Below are 24,565 nucleotides of genomic sequence, written 5' to 3'. Positions count from 1 at the left end.
CAGCGGCCATCGCTCCGCTAGGCGTGGACAATGGTGGCAAGGCCGGGGCAGCGATAAGGAGCCGCATGAACGACGCAGCACTGGGCGGCAGTCCTGGTGGCGCTGTGCCCCCGCATGCGTTTCCGCTCTCGCCGGCGCAGCACGGGATGTGGCTTGCCCAGCGGGTGAATCCCGACGTGCCGCTGAACATCGCGATGTACATCGAGTTCGATGGGCCGATCGATCGTGAGCTGCTGAGCCAGGCGGCCGAGCAGGCAGGCCGGGAGCTTGGTTCCGGCTACCTGAGGATCATCGAGTCCGATGGAACCCCGTACCAGCTCGTGGATCCCGGGATCAATGACCACATCGTCCCGATCGACTTCTCCCACGAGCCCGAGCCGCGATCAGCAGCGCATGCGTTCATGCGGCAGGATAGCTCCACGCCGATCGACATCGTCAATGACCGGCTCGCGGTGTCGTACCTCCTGACGGTCGAGGCAGGCCGTCACTGGTGGTACACGCGGATGCATCACGTCACCATCGACGGCTTCGGCGCGAACACCCTGCTCAATCGGGCCGCCACGATCTACGGGGCACTGCTCGAGGGCGTGCCCGCCAAGCCCGTTCCCGCCAACTCGCTGCAGGAGCTGCAGGAGGATGAAGCCGCCTACGCCACATCCACGCGGCGCCGCCGCGACGAGGAGTACTGGCGCGCCTACACCGAGGACCTGCCCGACCCCGCTTCCCTCGCCACGCGTTCCGCCCCCGCGTGCGCCGTCAGCCGCATCGCCTCGGCGCCCCTCGATGCTGATCTCGAGCAAGGCCTCGAGGAATCCGCGCGACGGTTCAACAGCTCCATCGCGCCCCTCTCCATCGCCGCGCTCGCGACCTACCTCGCGCAGTTCACGAGGCAGGACGAGATCGTGCTGAGCCTGCCCGTCACCGCGCGCACCACCCGGTCGGCCCGCGCCTCCGGGGGGATGATGTCCAACATCGTCCCGCTGCGGTTGTCCGTGCGCCCCGGGACCACGATCGGTGAGCTGCTGCAGTCGACGCAGACGCAACTGGTCGGGGCGCTGCGGCACCAGCAGTACCGTTTCGAGGATATCCAGCGCGGCAACGGTCCAGCGGCGGCGGATCGCAGCTTCTTCGGGCCGATGGTCAACATCATGATGTTCCGGCCCGATGTGCGGTTCGGTGACGTCGTGGGACGCATCAACGTGCTCTCCACCGGGCCGGTCGATGATCTCGCCGTCAACATGTACTCGTCCTCGGGCACGGCGCGCACGCACATCGATCTGGAGGCCAACCCCGAGCGGTACAGCGCGGCGGAGCTCGACCGCCACTATCACCGGTTCATGGAGCTGCTCCGCCGATTCGCCGTCGCGGACCCCGGCACGCTGGCCACCGCCATCCCGCTGCTCGATGACAACGAGCGCGCCCTCGTGCTCACGGTCTGGAACCAGCGACGCCTCGGCATCCCCGGCGATGCCACTCTTCCGGGCATGCTGGCCCGCTCCGCGCAGCGATCGCCCCGCGCCAGCGCGCTGATCGATGCCACGTCCCGCTGGACGTACGAGGCATTCGACCATCAATCCTCCGAGCTCGCACGACTGCTCATCGATGCGGGCGTGGGCCCGGAGCGGCGAGTGGCAGTCGCCCAGCGGCGTTCCGCCGCCATGCTGGTGTCGTTCTGGGCGATCCTCAAGGCTGGCGGCGCGTACGTGCCCGTGGATCCGGATCATCCGCGCGAACGGATCGACTACGTCCTCGATTCGGCAGCGCCGACGTGCATCCTCGTCGAGCAGGCGGACCTCCCCGCCATCTCCCATCGGGCCGAGCCGGTCATGGCCGTCGACGATGCGGAGTTCGAGGCCCGCGTGCGAGGCCACGATGCTAGCCCGCTGCGCCCCGGCGAGCTCCGCGGACCGGTCCTGCCTGGCACGCTCGCCTACATTCTTTTCACCTCCGGCTCGACGGGCAAGCCCAAGGGCGTGGCGGTCAGCCACGGCGCCATCGTCAACCAAGCTGCCTGGCTGATCGACCACTACGGCTTCGGCAACGATGACGTCATCCTCCACAAGACGCCACCGACGTTCGATGTGTCGCTGTGGGAGATGACCGTGCCACTGCTCAGCGGCGGCACGGTGATCGTGGCCCCGCCGGACGCGCACCGTGATCCCGCGGAGCTCGCTGGGCTCATCGAGCGGCACGCGGTCACCGCGACGTCCTTCGTGCCCTCGATGCTGGCTGCATTCGTCGCCACCGCCGATTCCTGCCAATGCCAGTCGCTGCGCCTCGTGCTCGCGGCCGGGGAATCGCTGCCGGCGGACCTCGCGGCGCGCTTCCACCAGTTCAGCAACGCCCACCTGCACAACCTCTACGGCCCCACTGAGTTCGCGGTGCATGCCACGGCCGCGCGCATCGACACGATGCCACATCGCTCCGTTCCCATCGGTGCCCCCGTCGCCAACGCGCAGGCGTACGTGCTGGATAGGTTCCTCGAGCCGGTTCCCATCGGGGCGGCCGGCGAGCTATACCTCGCTGGCTCGCAGATCGCGCGCGGCTACCATGGCCGCGGCGACCTCACCGCGGACCGCTTCATCGCCTCGCCGCACGGCCCGCCCGGCACGCGCATGTACCGCACCGGCGATCTGGTGCGGTGGCGCGACGACGGCATGCTCGACTACATCGGCCGCACCGACTTCCAGGTCAAGATCCGCGGCCAGCGCATCGAGCTCGGCGAGATCGAAGCCGTTCTCGCCTCGCATCCCGACGTCACCAATGCCGTGGCAACGGTGCGAGCGACCGATCGCGGCCAGCGGCTCATCGCCCATGCCGTCCTCGCCAGCACCGGCACCAGTGTCGCGGACCTGCAATCCTGGGTCGGTGCCGCGCTGCCGCTGTACATGGTGCCTGATGAGATCGTCCTGCTCGACGACATGCCGCTCACCGCGAGCGGAAAGGTCGATCGCAACGCGCTGCCCGCCCCCGCTCCGGCCACGACGGGCCACGGGGCAGTCGCGCCCCGCACGCCGGCCGAGAAGGCCCTCGCGGGCATCATGGCGCAGGTCCTCGGCATCGAGGACGCCAGCGTCGACGACTCGTTCTTCGCGCTCGGTGGCGACAGCATCATCTCCATGCAGCTCGTTTCCCGGGCGCGCGACGCCGGATACCTCATAACCCCCCGGCAGGTGTTCGAGCGCCAGACGGTCGCTGAGCTCGCCAAGGTCGCCGTCCGGGATGATCGCGCCTCCCAGCCTCGTCTTGCGGAGCTGCCCGGCGGGCCCGTGGGCAGCGCGCCACTGCTGCCCAATGGGCATTGGATGCTCGAGCGGGGCAGCTACAGCAGCTACAGCCAGGCTGTGCTCGTCACCACGCCGGAGTCCGCCACCCGCACCGAGATCGAGCAAGTCTTCCAGGATCTCGTCGACCGCCATGATGCCCTGCGCCTGATCCTCGTCGACCCAGGCGGCGCCCCGCGCCTGGTGATCCGCCAGCCGGGGGAGAGCAGGGTCGCCCCGCTGCTCGATCACATCGTCGCGAGCGCGGCGCCAGGCAGCGAGGAGTTCGATGCTCTCGTCGGTGCCCAGCTCGCCGCGGCGGCCCAGCGGCTCGACCCGCTCGAGGGCGTGATCCTGCAGCTCGTCTGGTTCACCTGCCCCGGGGCCGCGGGACGGCTTCTGATCGTGGTCCATCACCTCGCGATCGACGGCGTTTCCTGGCGGATCCTGCTCCCAGACCTCGCGATGATCGGCGCCCAGCGCTCGCGGGCCAACGCTGCCCAGCCCGTGAGCGCGGAACCATCGCTTCGGGGTGGGACGTCGTTGCGCCGCTGGGCGCACGGCCTCGCCGAGCTTGCCCAGGAACACCGCGCCGGAGCCACGGTGGAGACCTGGCGGGAGCAGCTCGCCACGGCAGGGATCCCGCTGCTCGATGTGCCGTTCGACCCGCGCCGCGACACCGTCGCCACGTCCCGGACGATCCGGGCATGCTTGCCGCCCGAGGTGACCACCATGCTCCTCGAGCGTCTCCCTGTCGCCTACCGCGGCGGCATCAATGAGGCGATCATGACCGCCGTGGCGGTCAGCATCAACAAGCTCAGGGCAGAGCATGGGATCACCCCTTCGGACGTCACCGTGCTCACCGAGGGGCATGGCCGGGAGGAATCGATCCTGCCCGGTGCGGACGTTTCCCGAACAGTCGGCTGGTTCACCTCCTTGTTCCCGGTCCGGCTCGAGCTTGGTGGCATCGATATCGAGGCCGCCCTCGCCGCGCGGCCGCCCATCGGGGATGCCCTCAAGCGCATCAAGGAGCAGATCGCTGCCATCCCGGGCAAGGGGATGACCTACGGCTTGCTCCGCTATCCCGGCACTGCGGGCGAGGCGCCGGAAGGGATTTCCACAACGCCGCAGGCCAGCGTCAACTATCTGGGCCGACTGACTACCTTCGAGATTCCGGACGAGCTGCGGCAGCAGGGCTGGATCCCGGCCGCGGAGGCATCGGGCCACAACAGCTTCGCCGACCCTGCCATGGCCATGGCAGCAGCCCTCGACCTCAACGCCTACATCGAGGAGTCACCCGACGGACCACGACTCGTCGCCCGATTCGACCATGCGACCCATGTGCTGCCCAGCACCGTCGCCGCCAGGCTCGTCGCGCACTGGACCGACGCGATGCGCGCCATCGCGGCGCACCTCGCGACCCCCGGCGCCGGGGGCCTCACGCCGTCCGACCTGTCGCTCGTTTCGATCACCCAGGACGAGATCAACGACCTCGAGCGGCGCTATCGCCGCATCGACGACATCGTTGCGCTCGCCCCGCTGCAGTCCGGGCTGCGATTCCACGCCGAGCTCTCCGGCCCGGCCCGCGATGTGTACACCACCCAGATCATTCTGGAGCTCGGCGGCACGGTCGATGCGGACCGCCTTCACGATGCCGCGCAGCAACTGCTCGCGCGCCACGCTGCCTTGCGCGCCGCCTTCCCGGCCACCACTGGCGCTCCGCCCCGGCAGGTCATCGTCCATGAGACGACCGTGCCGTGGTCCGAGCACGACGACCTCGCGGGCCCCGAAGCGCTCGAGGAGCTCGCGGAGCAGCAGCGCCACGCGCCGTTCGACCTCGCTGAGCCGCCTCTGCTGCGCCTCGTCCTCGCGCGGGCCAGCACCGGCGAGCAGGCGCTGATCATCACCTGCCACCACATCCTGGTCGATGGCTGGTCACTGCCGTTGCTCGTGCGCGACCTGCTCACCCTCTACGTCCTAGGGCCCTCTGGCGCAGGCGCGGCACCCGGGCGGGCCTACCGCGACTACCTCGAGTGGCTCCAGGGCAAGCCTGGCTCGGAATCCGTGGCGGAATGGTCGCGAATGCTGGAGGGAAGCACCGAGCCCACGCTTCTCGCGCCGCTCGGCCAGGCCAGCGGCTCCGAGGGCGAGGCCGCCGACCTCGACGTCCCTCTGCCCACGCAGCTCGTGGAGGGGATCGAGGCCACATCGCGGTCGCTCAATATCACTACCAACACGATCATCCAGGCGGCCTGGGGTCTCCTCGTAGCCCGCTTGCTCGACCGCGAGGACGTCGTCTTCGGTGCCACCGTCTCAGGCCGCCCCACGGACCTGCCGGGCATCGACCAGACGATCGGGCTGTTCATCAATACCGTTCCGGTGCGGGTCCGGATCAACCCCGCCGACACCATCACCGAACTGCTGCGCCGCGTGCATGACCAGCAGGCCCGCATGCTCGACCACCACCACACCGACCTCGCTGCCATCGTCTCGGCAGTCGGGGACGGCGCCGAGTTCGACACCCTCGCGGTGTTCGAGTCGTATCCCGTGGACCGTGCCGGGATCACCGCCGACACCGACCTCGCGGGCCTGCGGCTCCGAGGCGTTCGCGTCACCGACGCGACCCACTATCCCTTCGCGCTCGTCGCTCTGGTCGAGGACGGGATCACCCTGCGCGCCAAGTACCAGCAGGCCACCTTCACCAAGGCCGACGCGCGCGCTCTGCTCCACGGCCTGAAGGGCTTGCTCGCGGCCTTCGCCAGCGACCCGACCCTGCTGCTGCGCGACACCGACATCCTCGAGGAGGAGCAGAGGGCCGCGCTCGCGCCCGTGCAGGGGCCTCCTGCTTCGGTACCCCTCCCGCTCGGCGAGATCCTCGCCGCCACCGCGCGCCGGAACCCCGTGGCGCCCGCGGTCACCGACGGCGGCCAGTCCTACAGCTACGCGCAGCTCGACCAGGCATCCAGCCAGCTCGCGCGGCACCTCCTCGAGCTCCTGGTCGCGCGCGGTGGAGCCGACGTGGAGCAGCCCATCGCGATCGCCCTGCCGCGCTCCTGGGAGGCGCTCGTCGCGATGTGGGCCATCGCCCGGAGCGGCTTGCCTTTCCTGCCCATTGATCCCCGCTACCCCAGGGACCGCATCGAGCATCTGCTGGCCGATGCGGACGCTGCGATCGGCGTGACGACGAGCGCGCATCGTAGCAGCCTGCCCGCCACCATCGACTGGGTCGTCCTCGACGATCCCGCTACGCGCGACCGTATCGGCCAGCGCGCCGCCGAGCCGCTCGCTGCCAGCGAGGCACCACGCCAGCCCAGGGCGGATTCCTGCGCCTACCTGATCTACACGTCGGGCTCGACCGGGACCCCCAAGGGCGTGGCCGTCACCCACCGCGGGCTCGCGAACTTCCGCGATGAGCAGCAGCAGCGCTACAGCGTCTCGCCCGCCAGCCGAGTGCTGCATGTCTCGTCGCCCGGGTTCGACGCTGCCGTCCTCGAGTACCTGCTGGCCTTCGGCACGGGCGCGCACTTGATCGTCGCCCCGCCCGACACCTACGCGGGGGAGCCGCTCGAGAAGCTGATCCGCGAGCACGATGTCACCCATGCGTTCATTACCCCAGGGGTGCTCGCGACCATGGCGCCGAGCGCGGTGCCCGGTCTCGCGCACCTGTGCGCGGGCGGCGAGGACGTGCCCGCCACCCTCGTCGCGCGCTGGGCGCCCGGACGGTGCCTGCACAACGGCTATGGCCCGACCGAGACCACCATCATGGTGGCGATCTCCGATCCGCTCGCGCCGGAGAACCCCGTCACCATGGGCGGCCCCATCCGCGGCACCGATGCCGTCGTCCTCGATAGCCAGCTGAGGCCCGTCCCCATCGGGGTGCCCGGCGAGCTCTATATCACCGGGCCCGGCCTCGCCCGCGGCTATCACGCCCGGCCCGGGCTGACCGCCGCGGCGTTCGTGGCCAATCCATTCGGCGCACCGGGCACGCGCCTGTACTCCACGGGCGACCGGGTGCGGTGGATCCGTGGCACCGGAGGCGACCTCGAGCTGTCCTACATCGGGCGCCGCGACCACCAGATCAAGATCCGCGGCCTGCGCGTCGAGCTCGGGGAGATCGACGCCGCGCTCGAGCGGCACCCCGCCGTGGCGACCGCCATCACTGTGGCCGTTCGCTCCGGGAACGGTGCGCAGCGCCTCGTCAGCTACGTGACGCCCGCGCATCCCGGCACCGCGGTTGGCGAGCCGAACGCCGTGGACCCAGCGGTGCTGCGCGTGCACGCCTCAACGATCCTGCCCTCGCACATGGTGCCCGCGCGGATCATCCCGCTCGAGGCGGTGCCGCTCACCGTCAACGGCAAGATCGATCGTGACCGGCTGCCCGAGCCCGATCTCGACAGCACTCCGTCCCGGCCGCCCCGCGCGGGCACCGAGCAGGCCATCGCGGACGTCTTCGCCGATGTCATCGGTGCCACCACCCTCGGCGCCGACGACTCGTTCCTCGAGCTCGGCGGCAACTCGCTCAATGCCACCATGGCCGTGGCCCGGATCAACAGCGCGCTGGGCAGCACCATCACCGTGCGGGACCTCTTCGACAATCCCACCGTCGAGTCCCTCGCGGCGCGGATCGATGACACTCCGGCGCCTGCTCGCGCCGCCCCGGGCCGTCCCACCCTGGAGCCGCGCGCCCGAACCGGCCCGATCCCGCTGTCGCACGCGCAGGAACGCATGTGGTTCCTCAACCAGCTCGATGCCACGTCGCCGCTCTACAACATCGCGTTCGCCCTCGTCCTCGATGGGCACCTCGAGCTCGATGCGCTCGAGCATGCGCTCTCCGACATCAGTGACCGCCACGAGGCGCTGCGCACCACCTACCCCAACACGGGCGAGGGACCGGTGCAGCTCATCCACCCCGCCGGGACGTCGCCGCGGCTGCTCCCCGAGGACATCGAGCCCGGCACCGTCGACAGCCGAATGGCGGCGATCGCTTCCGAAGGGTTCGACGTCACCCGCGAGCTGCCCTGGCGGGCAGTGCTGCTGCGCGAGGCGCCGGAGCGCCACCACCTCGTGCTCGTCGCCCACCACATCGCCGCCGATGGCTCCTCCATGCGGCCGCTCGCCCGCGACATCATGCTCGCCTACCAGGCGCGGCGCGCCGGTTCCCGGCCGTCCTGGGCGCCGCTGCCCGTGCAATACGTCGACTACACCCTCTGGCAGCGCGAGATGCTCGGCGACGCCGGTGACCCGGGCAGCCTCGCCGGCCAGCAGCTCGACCAGTGGCGCGCGATCCTCGACGACCTTCCCGAGGCGCTGGCCCTGCCCACCGACAAGCCTCGCCCCAGCGCGCTCTCCGGCTCGGGCGACACAGTCCGCGGCACCATCGATGCGCCCCTGCACCACGCCATCGAGCAGCTGGCCAGGGCGCATCGAGCCACCCCGTTCATGGTGGTGCACGCCGCGCTGAGCGTGCTGCTCCAGCGCATCAGCGGGCAGGACGACATCGCTATCGGGACCCCGGTAGCCGGACGTGGTGATGCGGCCCTCGACGATCTCGTCGGCCTGCTCGTCAATACGGCGGTCCTGCGCACCCAGGTGGATGCGCACCACACCTTCGACGAGCACCTCGCCAGCGTGCGATCCCGCGATGCCACAGCGTTCGACCTGCTCGATGTGCCGTTCGAGATGATCGTGAACGCGATCGACCCTGCCCGGACAGCGGCTCATGCGCCGCTGTTCCAGGTGCTGCTGACCTACCAGAACCTCGCGATCCCGGCGGTGCAGCTCGGCGAGCTCGAGGTCTCTGCCCGCGCGATCGATACCGGCACCGCCAAGTTCGACCTGCAATTCACCCTCAGCGAGGGCCTGATGAGCGGCGCCACGGGAGACGCCGGGTACGACATCGAGATCACCTACGCCACCGACCTCTTCACCGAGCGCACCGCCCGCGCGATGCTGCAACGGTTCATCCAGCTCCTCGAGCAGCTCGTCCACCAGCCGGGGGCGCGGATCGGTGACGCGCCGATCCTCCTCGATGTCGAGCAGCAAGCCCTCGCGGCGCTCGCCCGCCCGGCCGCAAGCGATTCCGGGCGCAGCATTCTCGACGACATCAGCGATCGGGTCCGCGAGCAGCCAGACGCCCTCGCGATCCGGCATCCGGCAGGCACCCTCACCTACCGCGAGCTCGACGAGCGGTCCGACCTGCTTGCCACCGAGCTCGCCAAGCACGGGATCGGCCCCGACGACATCGTCGCACTGCTGCTTCCGCGCTCGCCCGCATGGATAGTTGGAATGCTTGCCGCATGGAAGCGTGGCGCCGCCTACGCGCCCATTGATCCCGAGGCCCCCGCCGAACGCATCGAAGCGATCCTCGCCACGATGGGCGCTCGCGCAACGGTGATCGATGGGGGCCAGTCGGAACTGGTCGCGAGGCTTGGCAGACCGATCGGCATCAGCCTCCTGGGCAGGGTGGAACCGATGCCCGCGCAAGGCGCTCACGCCCACCACGCGGCGCGGAGCCTGCCAGCGCAACGGCTTGGCTACGTCATCTCCACCTCCGGTACCACAGGCATGCCCAAGCCCACCCTCGTTGACATGGCCGGCATCACCAACACGGTCCGCTGGTACATGAGCTCGATGCGCATCGCGCCCACCGATATCGCGCTCGTGGCCTCACCTCCGACCTTCGATCTGACCCAGAAGAACGTCTGGGGACCCCTTGCCGCGGGCGCGACATTGCTGCTGCCGGACCACGGCTTCGATCCACGACAGATCCTCGAAGCCATGCGCGAAGCGGGCGGTGCGACCATGGCGAACATGTCACCCACAGCGTTCGAGATCCTCCTCGAGCGAGACCGGGACCACCAGTTGCTTGGCCTTCGCGCGCTCGCCCTCGGTGGCGAGCAGCCGCGCGCTAGATTCCTCGACCTGCTCCTCGAGCAGGGCACCACCGTGATCAATGGGTATGGCCCGACCGAGGCGAGTGCTGTCGCTTCCGCCCATGTCCTCACCCGGCGCACCGAGCCCGTCCCCATTGGCGGACCCATCCCGGGAACCACGCTCCGCGTCCTCGACCATCGCCTTCGTGCCGTGCCCCCGGGAACCCCCGGCGAGCTCTATATCGGTGGCATCGGGGTGGGCCGCGGCTACCGCACGATGGCCAGTACTACTGCCTCGCGGTTCGTCGCCGATCCCTTCGGCAGCCCCGGCGCCCGGCTCTACCGCACCGGTGATCTCGTGGCCTGGCGCACCGACGGTGAGCTTGTCTATCTCGGACGGTCCGACTTCCAGGTCAAGATCAACGGTATCCGCATCGAGCCGGGCGAGGTAGAGGCAGCGTTGCTGTCCATCAGCGGCATCACCCAGGCCGTCGTGACCATGCACCACCACAGCGACCTCGGGGACCGCCTCATCGCCCATGTCACGGTCGGCGACGACGAGCCCAGCGCCGCTCGGGAGCCCGCATCGATCCGGGCCCGCCTAGCCTCTGTCCTGCCCGACTACATGGTTCCCGCCGCGATCATGGTCCTCGAGGAGATCCCGGCCACGAGCCACGGCAAGGTCGACCGGCGCGCCCTGCCCGCCCCGGACCTCGAACCGGAGATCGAGGACATCATCGAGCCCGAGGGCGAGCTCGAGCGCCTCGTCGCGGGAGTCATCGGCGACGTGCTCGGAACCACGCGGGTGGGCGCGAGCACGAGCTTCTTCGACCTCGGCGGTACGTCCCTCGCTGCGATCAGGGTCCTTGGCCGGATCAGCGAGGCGACCGGCAGCGAGGTCACCATCCGCGATCTCTTCGCGGCGCCGACGGTGCGCGGGATAGCGCGGGCTATCGCCGCGAGAACGGGCACCGAGGCGCTGCCGCCCGTCGAGGCCAGGCCACGACCTGACCACGCGCCCTTGTCCTTCGCCCAGGCACGGATGTGGATCCTCAACCAGTACGCCCCTGGCGCTGCCGAGTACAACATCCCCTTCGCCATCCGCTTCACCGGAATCCTCGACACCGATGCGCTCGAGCAGGCGCTGCGCGATGTCGTCGAGCGGCACGCGACGCTTCGGACGCGCTATCCCTCCACGCCGGACGGGCCGGTCCAGGTCGTCGATGAGGCCACCCGCATCGCTCTCGAGCCCCGGCTTACCCGCGGCGAAGCGCTGCGCCAGGACATGATCGCGCTCGCTACCACGACCTTCGACGTCGCCGCCGAGGCACCGTTCGCCGCAGCGTTGTGGCGCCTCGACGACGACCACCACGTGCTCGGCATCGTGGCTCACCACATCGCGCTCGACGGCGCATCCCTGGCACCGCTGGCCCGGGACCTGCTCACCGCCTACAACGCCCGCTGTGGCGGCACCCCTCCCGATTGGCAGCCCCTGCCTGTCACCTACATCGACTACGCCCTCTGGCAGCGGGAGGTGCTCGGCGACACGGCCAGGCCAGGAACCCGGCTGGCCGCGCAGCTCGACCACTGGGAGAACGTGCTCGCCGACCTGCCGCCCGTGCTCGAGCTGCCCACCGATCGGCCCCGCACGGCGCAGCGCACCGCTTCGGGCGCGCGCATCGACAGGCCCATCCCGGCCAGCCTGCACCAGGCCATCCATTCGCTCGCCAAGGCGCATGGCGCCACCCCCTTCATGGTGTACCACGCGGCGCTCGCGGTGCTGCTCGCGCGCATGTCAGGGATGCGGGACATCGCCATCGGCACGGCCATCGAAGGTCGCGCCAGCGAGGTACTCCACGAGCTCGTCGGCATGTTCGTCAACACCCTCGTGCTGCGGGCCGTGATCGACCCCGACGCGAGCTTCGCCACGGTCCTGCAGGACATCCGCGACCGTGACCTCGACGCGTTCAGCCACGCAGATGTCCCGTTCGAGTCGCTCGTCGAAGCGCTCGCGCCCGAACGGACCGCCGCCCACGCGCCGCTGTTCCAGGTGGCGCTCGCGGTCGGCGAGGCGCGGGAGGCCCGCATCGAGCTCCCCGGCATCATCATCGAGCCCGCCGGGATCGACGTGGACGTCACCAAGTTCGACCTGACGGTCGACGTCGAGGAACGCGCCAGCGAGGAGGGAACTCCCATCGGCGCCACCGCCCGGCTCGTCTATGCCACCGACCTGTTCGATGCCGCCACGATCGATAGGCTCGCCGAGCGACTCATCGCGCTGCTCATGACCGTGACCGAGCATGAGGCAACGATCGTCTCGCGCATCGAGATGCTGCGCCCAGCCGAGGCTGGAGCGCTCGTCCCCGCGCGCGGCGCCGAGCCCGGTCCCGCGCTCCTGCTGCCCGAGATCCTCGCCGAGGCCGTCGATCGGGCCCCGGACCACATCGCCATCGTCGCGGAGAACCGGTCCCACACCTACGCCGAGATCGACTCCTCGACCAATCAGCTCGCCCGGATCCTGATCGAGGAGGGCGCGGGCCCCGAGACAGTTGTCGCCATCTCCGCGGGCCGCGGCCTCGCCACCCTCTCCGCCATCTGGGCGGTCACGAAGACGGGCGCGGCCTACCTGCCGGTCGACCCGGCCCATCCGCCCGAGCGCGCCGAGGACATGATCCGCCGTTCCGGGGCGATCCTCGGCATCACCAGCGGTGGCGCCCCGCTGCCCGGTGGCCTGCGGCAGCTCGACCTCGACGACCCCACCACGCGAGATCGCGTGTCGGTCGCACCTGGCCTCCGCATCAAGCCACGCGAGCGACGCGGCCCGCTCGGTCCCGCCAACGCGGCATACGTCATCTTCACCTCGGGCTCCACCGGCGTCCCCAAGGGCGTGATGGTGCCCCACGCCGGGCTCGCGACCGTGGCCCGCGAGGAACTGCGCCTGCTTGGCGTCGGCCGCGACTCCCGAGTCACCCACCTGGCCTCGCCCAGCTTCGACGCAGCCGTGTTCGAGATGCTCATGGCATTGTGCGCGAGCGCCACTACCGTGATCGTGCCGCCGAGCATCACCGCCGGCGAGCCGCTCGCCGCGGTCCTCGCCGAGCAGCGCATCAGCCACGCGTTCCTCACCCCCTCGGTGCTCGCATCGCTGGGCCTGCCCAGCGACCTGCCGCACCTGCGAGCGCTGGCCGTCGCGGGCGAGGCATGCCCGCCAGAACTCGTCGACACCTGGGCCCCGCACGTGGCCATGCACAACTTGTACGGCCCCACCGAGACCACGATCTGGACCACCACCACCGGTGCGATGCGCGCCGGCGAGCCCGTCACCATTGGGCGCCCGATCGCTGGCAACGCGGTCCTCGTCCTCGACGAGCGGCTCCGGCCGGTCCCCGTCGGGGTCCCCGGCGAGCTCTACATCGTCTCGGTGGGGGAGGCCCGCGGCTACCTCGGCCAGCACGACCTGACCTCGGCCAGGTTCGTCGCCAACCCCTACGGCAAGCCAGGGCAACGCATGTACCGCTCCGGCGATCTCGTGCGCTGGGACCACGACCATGCCCTGCACTACCTGGGACGCACCGATTTCCAGGTCAAGCTGCGCGGCCTGCGGATCGAGCTCGGCGAGGCCGAGGCGATTATCGCCAGCCACCCCGGAGTCACCGCGGCCGTGGCGATGGTGCACCGTGACGAGAGCCTCGGTGACCACCTCATTGCCTACATCACCGCCACGAGCCCCGGCATCGATATCGACGAGGTCCGCGCCCACGTTGCCCGCCGCGCCCCGTCCTACCTCGTGCCCACGCAGATCCTGCTCGTCGCGGAATGGCCCGTCACCGTCAACGGCAAGCTCGACCGCGCGCGCCTGCCGCGCCCCGACTTCGCCAGCACCAGCACCGAGCATCGATCGCCCGCCACGCCTACCGAGGAACTGCTCACCGACGTCTTCGCCGACGTGCTGGGCACCCGCCAGATCAGTACCACCACCAGCTTCTTCGACCTGGGTGGCAACTCGCTGTCCGCGGCCAAGGCCGCGGCCCGGGCCAGCGATGCGCTTGGCGTGGCCATCAGCGTGCGCGACCTCTTCGATGCCCCCTCCATCGTCGAGCTCGCGGCTCGCCTGGGGCGGCGAGGCTCGACAACACGCGTTCCGCTCGCGCCCATGGATCGGCCCGCCGAGCTTCCCCTGTCGCTCGCGCAGCAGCGCATGCGCATCCTCAACGACATCGACCCCGGCAACGCCGTCTACAACATCCCGCTGGCCATCCGGTTGCGCGGCACGCTCGACGTCGATGCCATGAGCGCTGCCCTCGACGACGTCCTCGCGCGCCACGAGGTACTGCGCACCCTCTACCCGAGCACACCGAACGGGCCCATCCAGGTCATCCTGCCGGTCGAGCGCGCGCCACGTCTTGAGCACCTCGCCGCCGCGAGCGCCGCCGAGGCGCATGGCCACGCGATGGAGATCGTGACGACAGCCTTCGACACCAGTGCCGCTATCCCGATGCGCGCCGCGCTGATCAGCATCAGCGACACGGACGAGCACATCCTCGCCGTCGCCGTGCACCATGTCTCCGCGGACGGCGCGTCCATGGCGCCGCTGGCCCGTGACCTGATGCTCGCGTACCAGGCGCGCACCGATGGGCTCGAGCCTGGCTGGAACCCGCTGCCCGTGCAGTACGCGGACTTCGCGATCTGGCAGCGCCTGGTCCTCGGGGACCCCAGCGATCCCGCCTCGCTCGCGGCCTCGGAGCTGGGCTACTGGACGGACCAGCTCGCTGAGCTGCCCGAGCTACTGCCGCTGCCCACTGATCGCCCCCGACCCGCCCGCCAGGGCACGCGCGGCGCTACCTACCGCGCGCCCCTTCCCGCGGAAGCCATCGAACGCCTCAACAGCCTCGCGCGCGAGCACCGCGCGACGCCGTTCATGGCAATGCACGCCGTGCTCGCCGCGCTGCTGTCCACGCAATCCGGCACTACCGATATCGCCATCGGCACCCCCATCGCCGGACGGGGCGAGGCCGCGCTCGACGACCTCGTCGGCATGTTCGTCAATACGCTCGTGCTGCGCCTGCGCGTCGATGGCGGCCAATCCTTCGAGGACTTGCTCGCGGAGGCGCGCCGCGTCGACCTCGAGGCGTTCGACCACACCGATGTTCCGTTCGAGCAGGTCGTCGATGCCGTGGATCCGCCGCGGTCCCGCGCGCACACGCCCCTCTTCCAGGTGATGCTGTCGTTCCAGAACCAAGCCGTGCCAGTGCTGCGGCTCGCCGGGCTCGAAGCCGAGTTCCTCGACGCCGATGGCGCGACCGCGAAGTTCGACCTGCAGTTCACCATCACCGAGCCGACCGAGCATGCGCCCCGCGAGGTCATCGTTACCTACGCGGCAGAGCTGTTCGATCACCACACCATCGAGGTGCTCGTCGATCGGCTCCTCCTCCTCATCGATCACGTCACCACGGTCCCCGCGGCCCCGCTGCGCGACCACCCGCTGCTCACGGACCGCGAGCGCGAGCAGATCGCCGAATGGGGGACAGGCACCACGGCAACTCCTCCCGCGACGCCACTGGCATTGATCCGCGAGCAGGCCCGCCAGCGGCCCGGGGCCCGAGCGGTCGCGGCCGCCGATGGCTCCCTCACCTATGCCGAGCTGGAACACTGGTCCGGGCAGATCGCGCACCAGCTGATCGAGCGGGGCATCGGCCCCGAGGATGTCGTGGCGCTCGCGGTACCCCGGTCCCGTGCCTGGATCGTCGGCATGGTCGCTGCCTGGAAGGCCGGGGCCGCGTACCTACCGGTGGATCCCACCCTGCCCCCTGCCCGCATCGCCACGATCCTTGAGGACACTGGCGCGAGCATCGTTGCCTGCCTGCCCGGCTGGAAGCACAGCGAAGCGATCGGACCCGGCCGCGCCATCACCATCGGCACGATGCCGCCGGGCTCGATGTCCCCGGGCTCGATGCCCGGCATCTTGCCTGATCGATGGACCGATCCCGGCGCCCGCCATCGCCTGGGATACGTCATCACCACCTCGGGATCCACGGGTCGGCCAAAGCCCACCCTGGTGCCGATCGGAGGCATCCTCAACACCCTCCACTGGTACCTCGGCGAGCTTGACGTCCTGGCCGGGGAAGGCGTGCTCGTCGCGTCCGCGCCGACCTTCGACCTCACCCAGAAGCAGGTGTGGTCCGCGCTGTGCCTCGGGGCGACCCTCCACCTCGCCGAGCCGCGATTCGACCCCGCCAGCATCCTGCGCGCGGTGGCGGACGAGGGCATCGTGCTCGCGAACATGGCCCCCAGCGCGTTCGAAGCACTCGTCGAGGCCGACAACGACAGCATCCTCGCGGGCCTGCGCACCGTGTACCTCGGCGGCGAGCCCATCCGCATGAACATGGTCCGCGAGCTCATCGACCGCGGCGTGCGCATCATCAACAGCTACGGGCCCACCGAGGCCTCCGACATCGTCGCGCGCTGGACTGTCGGCCCCGACATCGATCCGGCCCCGATCGGTACCCCGATCGCGAACGCCCGCCTGCATGTGCTCGACGACTGGCTGCGCCCGGTCCCGCCCGGACTGCCTGGTGAGCTCTACATCGGCGGGCTGCCCGTGGCTCGCGGGTACGGCAACCTGCCCGGGCTGACCGCGCAGCGATTCGTCGCGGATCCCTTCGCGGCGGGGGGACGGCTGTACCGCACCGGTGACCTCGTGCGCTGGCGCTCCGACGGTGCCCTCGACTACCTAGGGCGCACCGATTTCCAGGTCAAGATCCGTGGCCTGCGCATCGAGCTCGGCGAGATCGAGGCGGCTCTCCTCGCGCTCGGCACCGTCAACCAGGCACTCGTCGTCGCCGAGGGCGACCAGCTCATCGCCTACGCCGCCACCAGCTCGCTCGACGAGGACTTCCCCCGCACGGCACGAGCCGCGCTGGCCAGCACGCTGCCCGACTACATGATCCCCGCCCACATCATCGCGCTGCCGGAGTTCCCGCTCTCCGCGAGCGGCAAGATCGACCGCCGGGCACTGCCCGCGCCCGCAGCACGGCCCTCCACGGGCAGCATCGTGGCTCCGGCGACCGGTACGGAGGAACTGCTCGCCGGCATCTTCGTCGACGTCCTCGGAATCGAGAACGCCAGCACCGATGTCTCCTTCTTCGAGCTCGGCGGACACTCGCTCACCGCGCTGAAGGTCGTCGCCCGCGCCAGCGCCGCTACCGGTACCACCCTGCGCGCCCAGGACATCTTCGAGCAGCCCACCATCGCGGGGCTTGCCAGCATCCTCGACGAGCGAGCCACCGGCCCGGCACGACCGCCGCTCGCGCCCCGCGTTCATCCAGCGCATCCGCCGCTCTCCCCGGCTCAGGAACGCATGCACATCCTCAACCGGTGGGACCCTGCGCTCGCGACCTACAACATCCCGGTCGCCCTGCGCCTGCGCGGCACCCTCGACCGTGCAGCCCTGAGAGCTGCGGTCAAGGACATCCTCGAGCGCCACCTCATGCTGCGCACCATCTTCCCGAGCGAGGCCGGGGAACCGTACCAGCGCGTCCTCGACACCCAGGCGGTGAGCGCCACCGTGCTCACCGAGCTCTCGCTCGCTCCCGCAGACGCCACCGACGGTCTCCTCGGCCTCGTTGGCCGGGGTTTCGACGTCACCTCCGAAGCGCCCATCCGGATCGAGGTGATCAGCACCGGCACCAACGAGCACATCCTCGCGCTGGTGGTGCATCACATCGCCGCCGATGGCGAATCGATCCCGCCGCTGGTGCGTGACATGATCTCCGCCTATGCCGCCCGCGCCGCTGGCACCGAACCTGGCTGGGAGCCACTACCGATCAGCTACCTCGACTACGCGGCCTGGCAGCATGACCTGCTTGGCGACCCGCGCGATCCGGGCTCGTTGTGGTCCGAGCAGATCACGTTCTGGCGGCGCGCTCTCGCCGGGACACCCGATGTGCTCGATCTGCCGCTCGACAAGCCCCGGCCGGCCATTCCCGCGGCGGATGGCGGTGCCGTGGACCTGCCACTGGCCCCGGGCCTCGAGAAGGGACTCGCGGCGACTGCGCGGGAAACCGGAACCACCACGTTCATGGTGCTGCACGCGGCACTGGCCGTGCTGCTCGCCCGCATCACCGGTAGCAGCGACATCGTCGTGGGCACCCCCACGGCGGGGCGAAGCGACCCAGCGCTGGCTGACCTCGTGGGGATGTTCGTCAACACCCTCCCGCTGCGCACCCTTATCGACCCCACCGCCACCGCGGCGGAAGTGATCAGCCAGGCACGGCGTGCCGATATTGCCGCCTACTCGCACGCGGACGTGCCATTCGAGGCGATCGTGGACGCCGTGATGCCGCGCCGCCCGATCACCCACAGCCCCGTCTACCAGGTGCTGCTCTCGGTCGACCGCGCCCGGCCAGGCACGGCCACGTTCGCCGGGCTCGAGATCGCGGCGCTCGACCACGGCCTGCACGTCGCCAAGACCGACCTCACCTTTGGCATCGTCGAGGACGAGAACAGGTTGAGCGGCAGCATCACGTATCGACGGGACCTCTTCGAGGAGAAGACTGTCCGGCGCATCGCCGCCTGGTACGCCACCATCCTCGAGACGCTCGTTACCAGTCCAGGGACGACGGTGGGCGACATCGCGCTGGCCGGGCACGAGGATGGGGTGGCCGACGCGGCGCCGGTGCTCTCCCCGGAACGGATCGAGGGCGAGGCGGTGGCAGGCGCGCCCGCTACGCTCCTGCAAGCCATCGAGGCGGCCATCGAGAATGGTCCGACTGCCATCGCCGCCCGCCGCAACGACTCCGAGCTCACGTTCCGCAACCTCGATCGCAGGTCATCGCGCCTCGCCCGGCTGCTCCTTGGCCGCGGTGCCCGGGCCGGCACCACAGTGCGGGTGGCAGTGCCCCCGTCCCTGGAGCTGGTCGTCGCGCTGCTCGCCGTGGTCAAGACTGGCGCGACGATCGTGATGACCGAAGGAACACCCGCCGCGACCACGCGGTCCGACCTCGGTATCGGCCTCGACGAGGACAGCACGGCTGGATCCGAGGCGACCGAATGGATCCTGCTCGGCGATGCGGCGACCGCGACACAGATCAAGCAGCAACCCGCGAGCCCGGTCACCTTCTACGACCGTCCGCATCCCCTGCGCGAGACGACCCCAGCGATCATCGTGCCCCACGGTGGCGAATCGATCGCCCTCACCCAGCTTGGCGCCGCGCTGCTCACCGGGCCCGGAAGCGCTCCGGCCGGACAGATGGCGATCATCCAGGCGCTCTCCATGGGCTCGACCATCGACCTCGACGACGCCCTCATCGACGCCACGGGCCCGGATCTTGCTGGAATCCTGCTGCACGGTGACGCGCGCGGCATCGAGCCAGCACCAGGCATCACCCTGCGCATACTCGACGAGCAGCTCGCGCCCGCCACTGCCGGACAGCTATACGCCTGCGATGCTGGCCTCGCTAGCCATCTCGTCTCCGGAGCCGGGAGCACCGCCGCCACCCTGGTCGCGGACCCGCACGCCACTAGCCCTGGTGGTCGCTTGATCCGCCTCGGGCTCGGCGCCCGCCTCGGCTCCAGCGGCAGGATCGAGCTGGCGGAGCGAGGGACCGGCTAGCTACGCGTTGGCCGCAGCCTGCTGCTCGGCGAGGAACGCATCGATGTGCGGCCAGGTGTGCTCGGGCGCTCCGGGCCCCGCCAGCACACCGAGATGGCTGCCTGGCGCGGTCTCGAAGCGCACCCCGGGGGAACCGGTGAGGACCGTGCCGAGGTGGCGGGCAGCGGGAACCGACGTGATGGCATCCCCGGTGCCGGCGATCGCGAGAACCGGCTTGTTCACCCGTCCGAGGTCGATGCGCCGATCGCCGAGGATGAGCTGCCCCTTGGCGAGATCATTGCGCAGCATGATGCGCTGCCACAGCTGCAGGTAGAGCCGCCCGGGGTAGCCAGGCATCTGTCCCATGAAGCGCTCGATGGATTCCATCCGCGCGAGTGTCTCGGTATTGCCGAGATTGCGGGCGATGAACCACGGCTTCTTCAGTTCCCGCTGGAACGCGGTGGCACGGAAGGTCAGCTTGACGAAGGGAGAGGGCATGCCGCCCATCAGCTTCGTGCCATAGGTGGTGAATCGTCCGCCGGTGAAGCGGGCAGCCGTGCGCAGGGGCACGAGGTTGGGCAGCTTCGCGTAATCGATGGGGGTGGCGACGGTGGCGATGGAACGGATCTGCTGCTCGGGGTGCGCGGCGGCGGAGAGCAGGGTCATGGTTCCGCCCAGGCACCAGGCCACCACATCGATCGGCTTGCCGCCATTCTCGGCGGAGACACGCTTGATGGCCGCGGGGATGATGTCGTCGATCCATTCCTCGAACCCGAGGTCGCGGTCGGCGAAGGAGATGGTGCCGTAGTCGATGACGTAGGGCGCGTGGCCGGTATCGATGAGGTGCTGGGCGAGGCTCTGCTCGGGGCGCAGGTCGAAGCAGGAGATGTCGACCGCGAGCGGCGGCACGAGCAGCACGGGATGGTCGTCGTGGTTGCCGTCCGCGGGCACGTCGTACTTGCGCAGCGTGCGGTGGGGGCCGTCGTCGATCACGCGGGACGGGGTGGGCGTATAGGGCTCGAGGCCCTCGCCGAGGGTGAGGTTCCAGGCATTGCGCGCAGCCGTGGGAAGCTTGACGGCAGGAACCCTGACGCTCGGAACCCTGGAGGCCAGCGCGCTCGGCGCTCCAAGCCGGGCCGCGAGCGTGCGCGCGGTGGCGCGCGGTGGCTGGTTGGCTGCTGTGGTGGCCGGGGGAGCCGCGGGGAGGTCGAGGCTGGCGCTCATGCTGGTGGGCTCCTTCTGGGACAGGCAAGTCGTGGCAAGGCAGTGCTGGGTTGCCGTGAAGCGTGCGACCGCTATTAATGAGGCATTTTGTCACAGTAGGTTTAGGTGGCGTAACCCATGGGTGAACAACACCACACCGGACAAAGCCGCCGCGCCCCGAGAACTAGTGTCATGCAATCGACGGATCGTCAGCAAAACCCTCATCAATTAGGGTAGAAAACACGAGCACGGTTGCTCCACGTGACGAGATGCACCAATCCCCGCCACGATTGGTTACGGATCACCAGCAATGCGACGACAAGACGGTATGCCTGTAACGCTTCGGGGGGCTCGATGGATAGTCACAGTGTGAAAGGCAGCACGCGCGACGAGAAGCCCGCACCCCGGGGCGGCCATGGCATCCCGCTCACGGCATCGCAAGCCAACGCATGGTTCGTGCAACGCATGAGCCCCAGCGTCCCCGATTGCCTCACCCGCTACGTCACCATCGACGGGCCGCTCGACATCGCCCTCCTGGCACGCTCCGTCGACCGGGCCGCCCACGAGCTCGGATTCACCAGCACGCGCATCGTCGAGCATGACGGCTGGCCCTATCAGGGGACCACGAGCGCCCCGCGCGGCGCAGGCCTGGCCGTCGTAGACCTCACCGGCGAGGACGATCCCGCGGGCGCGGCCCAGGACTGGATGTGCCTCCACCGCTCCACCCCGGTCGACATTCTCAACGGCCCGCTCCTCGACACCGCGCTGCTCGCGATCGGGCCAGGCCAGCACATCTGGTACATGAGGGCCCACCGCATAATCGCCGATCCGGCATCATGCCAGCTGTTCCTTCGTCGTGTCGCGCAGGTGCACAACGCCACGCTCGCCGACCGGGCAGTCCCAGCGTTCAGCGGCCTGCCCATCGCGGACCTCATCGAGCAGGACCAGGCCTACCGTGGCTCGGATGCCTACGACGAGGACCGCGACTACTGGGCCACCACTCTCGACGGCGCGACCGAGGCCATCAGCCTCGCCGGCACGACCGCGCCAGCCTCGGTGGCGACCATCCGCAAGTCGGCGACGATCCCCGGTGACACTGCCGCGATGATCGATGAGATCGCGCAATACTCCGGCAGCACCGTCGCCGCGATCGTCACCGCGGCCTTCGCCGGCTACGTGAGCCGCATCACCGGAACCCGCGACACCACCCTCACGCTGCCCGTCGCCGCGCGCACCCGGATCGCGATCCGTCGATCGGCGAGCGCACTGGGCAACACCGTCCCGCTGCGCACCGGCATCAACGAGAACACCAGCATCGCCCAGGCCATCCGCGCGGCGCGCGACAGCATCGCCGGAGCGATCGCGCACCAGCGCTTCCGCAACGATGACATCATCCGCGAGCACGGGCTGATCGGCGACCACGCCCACGCGTTCGGTCCCACGATCAATCTCGCTCTCGCCGATCCCACCGTCCCGATCGACGGCACCACCGCGATAAGCCACGCGCTCACCGACGGACTCGTTCACGATCTCGTCGTCACCCTGCGCTACGACCACGCTGGCGAGCTGGCGCTGGACATCGAGGCGAACCCCCACCTCTACATCCACGAGGAGATCGCCGCGCACCTGCAACGATTCCTCAACTTCCTCGGCAACTTTGCCCACAGCGACCCGCGAACACCGTTGCGCTCGGTCGCTGGCACCAGGCCGCTCCTCCAGGTCGTCTAGCGCTTCCCTTGCGGCGGGCCACGTCGGCCACGGGCCTACCGCCCGCCGACCGAGCCGCCGCCCCCGCCGCCGCCGACCGAGCCGCCACTGAACCCGCCTGCGGCGCCGGCGGCCGGTTGCGCCCCGGTCGACCCGAAACCACCCTGCATGGCGATGAACACGACGGGGCTGAAGGGGCGGGGACCGATGAACCAGTGCGGCGCGACGCCCTCGGCCTCGTACTTGTCGGACAAGCGCTCCACCCAGTCCTTCGCGGCCCCGCAGAGCATGGCTTGCGGCAGGGCGCGCTCATGGAACTCGATGACCGGGAACTCGCTGCCGGGCAGATCGCCCGTGCCGTGCGTGCTGGTGCGCGCGGATCCCACCGAGTCGAAGTATTTTGCCGTCGCGTCGAGCTGGTCCACCACGGGCCGGCCCTTCTCGGTCAGGGGCCGGATATCGAACGCCAGCACGATCGCGGGCAGAGCAACCACCACTGCGCCGATGGCGACCGCGATCCGCCAGTCCGGTCCCAGGATGGCGAGCGCGATGATCGCCGCCACCGCTCCCGCGAGCGCCACGGCACCCGCAGCGACCACGCCCCGCGGCACCGGCACCTTTCGGCGGTAGCCGTCGGTGACGACCTCCTCCTTGATCCGGCGGCGCAGCGCAGCGATCGCGCTCGCGGTGCTCGAGCTGGGCTCGCTGAGATCGTGGACCGTGTTGCCCGCGGGGAACAAGGCATCGATGAGTTCCTGCTCGTCCGCGTCGAGGCCGGTCGGATCCACCAGCTCCGCCCGATACTTATGGTCCTGGCCGCTCTCGACCTCGACTAGCCGGATCGCGCCGCGGATCGCGAGATCGACGATCTGTGCCGGGACTGCTCGCGCTTCCATCGTCGTACCGTGGATAGCGGCCATCCGCAGGATCGAGAGCTCCTGCGGCACCGAGTACGAGGCGGTGATAGCGCTGCTCCGGGGCACCGATCGCCCGACCGTGGCCCGGATCCGGATGGCCAGCGCCAGAGCTCCCGCCGCGAGCAGGGCAGCAGCGCCGGTCAGCGCGGACGCGACCACCCCCAGCGTTCCCTCCGTGTAGGGCTCGAAGGCGCCCTCGGCGAAGCCCGCGACGACTGTCATGCCCTCGCCCTCGCGAAGCGGCCGCGTGGAGGTGAAGCGCACCTCGTCGTTGTCGATGCTCACCTCGCATTCCCGCGTCGAGCCCTCCGCGCCCTCCAGGCAGCGCGCGCGGCCGTCGAACAGCCCGGCCACCTCCGGCGAAAGCTCCAGCGTCACGGTCACGGGCCCATAGGGCTGCGCCGATCCCGCGGGAAGCACATCCCAGTACCACTCCTGCGCGCCGCCGACGTCGTCGATCACATCGCGCATCCGGTACTCGATCGAGAAGACCTGCTCGCCCCGCAGGAAATCATCCGTGCCCGTGGCGACCAGCAGCTCGTCGCCCTCGCTGGTCTCCGAATAGATCGGTTCCGGCTCGCCGTTGCGCGTCACCGATTCCACCTCGGTGCCCAGCGGATGGCCGTCATGCTTGCGCGGCAATCCCCGCACGATTCCCTTGTTCTGGTCGCGGTCCGGGAACACCGCGGTCAACGTCTCGGTGACGTGCATGCGCGCGCGGCCCTCGGCATCACGTTCGAGCAGGTACACCGCCTCGACACCATCGAACTCGAAATCATCGGCGGATGACTGCGCTGCCGCGCTACCTGCTCCCGCGAGCGTGAAAGATCCCACGACTCCTGCGAGCATCACCCGGACCACGAGACCGCGACGCATGGACCCTCCCTCGGCCAGCAACAAACCCTGCGGCTGACGCTATCAGCGCGGATCACCGCTTGCCCGGTACGGGATCGAGAGTCCCCGTTCGGTGGCGGCGCGCACTAGTATCGGGACGACTGCCGGGCACGGACGGAC

The 24,565-nt window shown here is 69.8% G+C and carries 4 protein-coding genes; 2 read left to right on the top strand and 2 right to left on the bottom strand.

All coding sequences use genetic code 11. From position 1 onward, the window contains the following. The first annotated feature begins 65 nt into the window (after window positions 1-65). Window positions 66-19,745 (top strand): non-ribosomal peptide synthetase, encoded by a 19,680-nt coding sequence (locus QC765_RS01560; RefSeq protein ID WP_278312658.1) that lies wholly within the window; start codon window positions 66-68, stop codon window positions 19,743-19,745. Here QC765_RS01560 and QC765_RS01555 read toward each other — a convergent pair whose 3' ends face one another. Then, window positions 19,746-20,948 (bottom strand): polyhydroxyalkanoate synthase family protein, encoded by a 1,203-nt coding sequence (locus tag QC765_RS01555; RefSeq protein ID WP_278312657.1) that lies wholly within the window; start codon window positions 20,946-20,948, stop codon window positions 19,746-19,748. A gap of 348 nt (window positions 20,949-21,296) precedes the next feature. Between QC765_RS01555 and QC765_RS01550 the strand changes: the two genes are divergently transcribed. Next, entirely contained in the window at window positions 21,297-22,655 is a 1,359-nt protein-coding gene (locus QC765_RS01550; RefSeq protein WP_278312656.1) for a condensation domain-containing protein, read from the top strand. A 35-nt stretch (window positions 22,656-22,690) separates the two neighbouring features. Here QC765_RS01550 and QC765_RS01545 read toward each other — a convergent pair whose 3' ends face one another. Next, the gene (locus tag QC765_RS01545) at window positions 22,691-24,427 is read right to left on the bottom strand and encodes a DUF2207 family protein (RefSeq protein ID WP_278312655.1); all 1,737 of its coding nucleotides are present in this window, start codon (window positions 24,425-24,427) and stop codon (window positions 22,691-22,693) included. Between the last annotated feature and the right edge of the window lie 138 nt (window positions 24,428-24,565).

This window comes from Hoyosella levis, from assembly GCF_026008515.1.
GTDB classification, from domain to species: domain Bacteria; phylum Actinomycetota; class Actinomycetes; order Mycobacteriales; family Mycobacteriaceae; genus Lolliginicoccus; species Lolliginicoccus levis.
Note: the sequence above shows the minus strand (reverse complement) of the source record. Positions and strands in the feature narration are given on the sequence as shown.